Consider the following 3192-nt stretch of genomic DNA (forward strand, 5'->3'; position numbering starts at 1 on the left):
CCCCCCGCCAGTCCACCTGCTACTACTCCTCCTCCGACGCGGTGTTCACCGACCGGTACGACGCCGCCGAGAACTACGCGAAGGTCGCCCGGGGCGAGGTCGCCCTGGAAGGCGGCTGGCGCGTCTACTCGTCGGGGCCGGGGCTGTTCCTGCGGCTCGTCGTCGAAACCCTGCTCGGCATCCGCCGGCGCGCGACGACACTCGAGATCGACCCGGTCCTGCCCGCCTCGATGGACGACCTGACCGCGACGATCCCGCTGGACGGACGCGCGCTGCACCTCACCTACTCGGTCGGACGGCTAGGGCACGGACCGGTCGTCGTCTCGCTCAACGGCGTCCCGCTGCGCGTGACCCCCCTGGCTAACCCGTACCGCCGCCCCGGCGTGCGCATCGACCTCGACCCGGTCCTGACCGCGCTGCGCAACGGCCCCTGCACCCTGCACGTGGAGACCGCCTGATGCCCACCACCACGGCCACGGCGGGGCTGACCAACCGGTGACGTCATGATCGAGATCTCGGGCCGCCGGCTGATCATCGACGGGGTGCCGCGCGTAGTGATGTGCGGCGAGATCCACTACTTCCGCGTGCCGCGCGAGGAGTGGGCGGACAGGATCGCGTCGCTCAAGGCCGCGGGGTGCGCAGGCGTCGCCTCGTACATCCCCTGGGTCGTCCACGAGCTGCCCGACGGCTCGATCGACGTCACCGGCGAGACCTTGCCCGAGCGGGACGTCGCCGGGTTCATCGACCTCTGCCGCGACGCGGGGCTGTGGTTCGTCGCCCGTCCCGGTCCGTTCATCATGGCCGAGCTGAAGAACGAGGGCCTGCCGTTCCGGGTGTACACCGAGCACCCCGAGATCGTCCCGACCGGCTGGGACGGTCGCCCGGGCACGACGGCGACCGTCGACTACCTCGCGCCGGCGTTCCTCGCCGAGGCCGAGCGGTGGTTCGACGCGGTGCTGCCTGCCATCGCCGAACGCCTCCAGCCGCGCGGCGGCAACGTGATCGCCGTCCAGCTCGACAACGAGATCGGGATGCTCGCCTGGGTCACGAACACCCCGGACCTGACCGAGCACCTGCTCGCGGACCTGCTCGCGTGGGTTCGCGACCAGCACGGCGACCGGTTCGCCGCGCGCTACCCGATCGACCTGTCCGACCCGGGCGCCTGGGCCCGCGCGGTCCGGACGCCGGACGAAGCCTGGGCCGGAGCACTGCGTCTCGACCTCGGCAGGTTCATGCGGAGCCGGTTCGCGCGGTACGTCCAGGCCCTGCGGGGCTTCGCCGAGGGCGCCGGCATCCGCGATGTGCCGTTCATCATCAACATCCACGGCACGGCGGGCGGCGACGGCGGACCGTTCCCGATCGGCATCAGCCAGCTCGTCGAGACGTATGCCGGGGTGCCCGGGATGCTCTCGGGATCCGACCACTACCTCGGCGACGTGACCCTGGACACCGCGACGGACCTGTACGTGATGAACGCGTTCATGGCCGCGGTGCACGACCAGGACCAGCCCCTGACATCGGTCGAGTTCGAGGCCGGCAACGGCGACTACGGCGGCGGCCTCGAGAAGGTGTACGAGCCGTCGACCATCGACCTCAAGACCCGGATCTGCGTGGCCCAGGGAAACAGGCTGATCAACTACTACCTGTTCGCCGGCGGCATCAACCGTCACCTGGACGCGCCGGTGGGCGACGGGAACGACCGGATCAGCATCCTCGGCGAGGAGCACGGGATGGCCGCGCCCGTCGGGCCCCGCGGCGAGCACAGCCTCACGTACGCCCCGACCTCCGCGGTCGTCGCCGCGGTCAATGCGCAGGAACCGTGGCTCGCGCGGATGCACGAGGAGCACGACGACGTCGCACTCGGCTTCGTCCTCGACTCGTACATGACCGAGTACCACCACCCGTCGAGCGCGATCATGTCTCAGATCGTCGAGGACCTGGCCTCCCATCGCGGGGCCGGCCAGCGCAAGGCCCTGGCTCGCTCCCTGCTGCTCGCGGGCTACCGGTTCGGTGCCGTCGACCTGCAGGTGGACCGGCGAGCCGGCTCGCTGCCGCAGGTCAGCCGCCACACCGGCCCGCCGCCGCCCCACGTCGACCGCCGCACCGGCTCGCTGCCGCCCCACGTCGACCGCGGCACCGGCTCGCTGCCGCAGGTCGTGGCCCTGGCAACCGGCCGCCATCTCGCCGAGCCGGTTCAGCGGCGCCTGGTGGCGCACCTGGACGACGGCGGTGGCCTGCTCCTGCTGGGCAAGCTGCCTGAGCTCGATCTCGAGGGCCGGCCGTGCCGCGTCCTGGCCGACGCGCTCGGCGTCACGGCGGGCGAGGTGGTCCGGGAGGGCCACCACTACTACCCGTCGGTCGCGTCCCGGTCGTGGCTGCCGGCCATCCCCGAGAAGCGAGCCGGCTGGATCCAGCCCCTGGCCGCCGAAGCCGCGGAGACGCTGCTGGTCGAGGTGGCCACCGGGCGTCCCTGCGGGCTCGAGGTCCGCCGTGGAGCCGGGCGGGCCGTGCTGCTCACGGCGGAGCTGGCCTCCGACCCGGGGCTGTTCGCCTCGGCCGTTCGTCGGTTGGGCGCCGCACCAGGCCTGGACGTCCGCGCCGCCAACCCCGGGCTGCTCGCCACCACCACGGCCACGCCCGACGGCGAGCGGTTGGTACACCTGGTGAACGTGATCGGCTACGACACCGCCGTCCACCTCGCACTGGACGGTCAGGACCTGCACGACGGCGCGGCTCTCGTGGTCCCCGGGCACAGCGGTCACATGCTGCCGCTCGACCTGTTCCTGCCCACGACCCCGGCGGTGCGGGTGCTGTGGGCCTCAGCGGAGATCGCGTCGGTGAAGTCCGATGAGGTCACTTTCCGTCCCGGTCTCGGCGGACCTGGCGGAGGGTCCGGCGGACCCAGCGGCGGGTCCGGCAGCGGGTCCGGCAGCGGGTCCGGCAGCGGGTCCGGCACGGTCGTCGTGCTCGAGACCGACGGCGAGATCACCGCGAGCCAGTCGCACGAGATCGTGCGCGTGGGCCGGCGCTGGACGATCTCGGCACCGGCTGACCGAGGTCCGATCCACCTCACGATCAGCGCCGTCTAGCCAGCCGAGCCAGCCCGCGCTCTCGGCGGGTCCGAGCCAACCGACCGGACCACGTCGGCGAGCTCGTTGGGATCGGCTCGGCCGAGACCGGTTCGCGAACCGG

The 3192-nt window shown here is 72.3% G+C and carries 1 protein-coding gene and 1 pseudogene; both read left to right on the plus strand.

Annotated features, from left to right (window positions below; translation table 11 throughout):
• Positions 1–458, plus strand: a pseudogene (locus VIM26_RS04115) (hypothetical protein); the annotation flags it as partial.
• A 45-nt stretch (positions 459–503) separates the two neighbouring features.
• Positions 504–3089, plus strand: a complete 2586-nt coding sequence (locus tag VIM26_RS04120; RefSeq protein WP_331949074.1) for a beta-galactosidase — start codon at positions 504–506, stop codon at positions 3087–3089.
• Positions 3090–3192: the final 103 nt, after the last annotated feature.

The organism is Pengzhenrongella sp. (assembly GCF_036565025.1).
Taxonomy (GTDB): Bacteria; Actinomycetota; Actinomycetes; order Actinomycetales; family Cellulomonadaceae; genus Pengzhenrongella.

Excerpts from the sequence above, each read along its gene's own strand:
- VIM26_RS04120 (WP_331949074.1), top strand. The coding sequence starts at position 504 with ATGATCGAGATCTCGGGCCGCCGGCTGATCATCGACGGGGTGCCGCGC.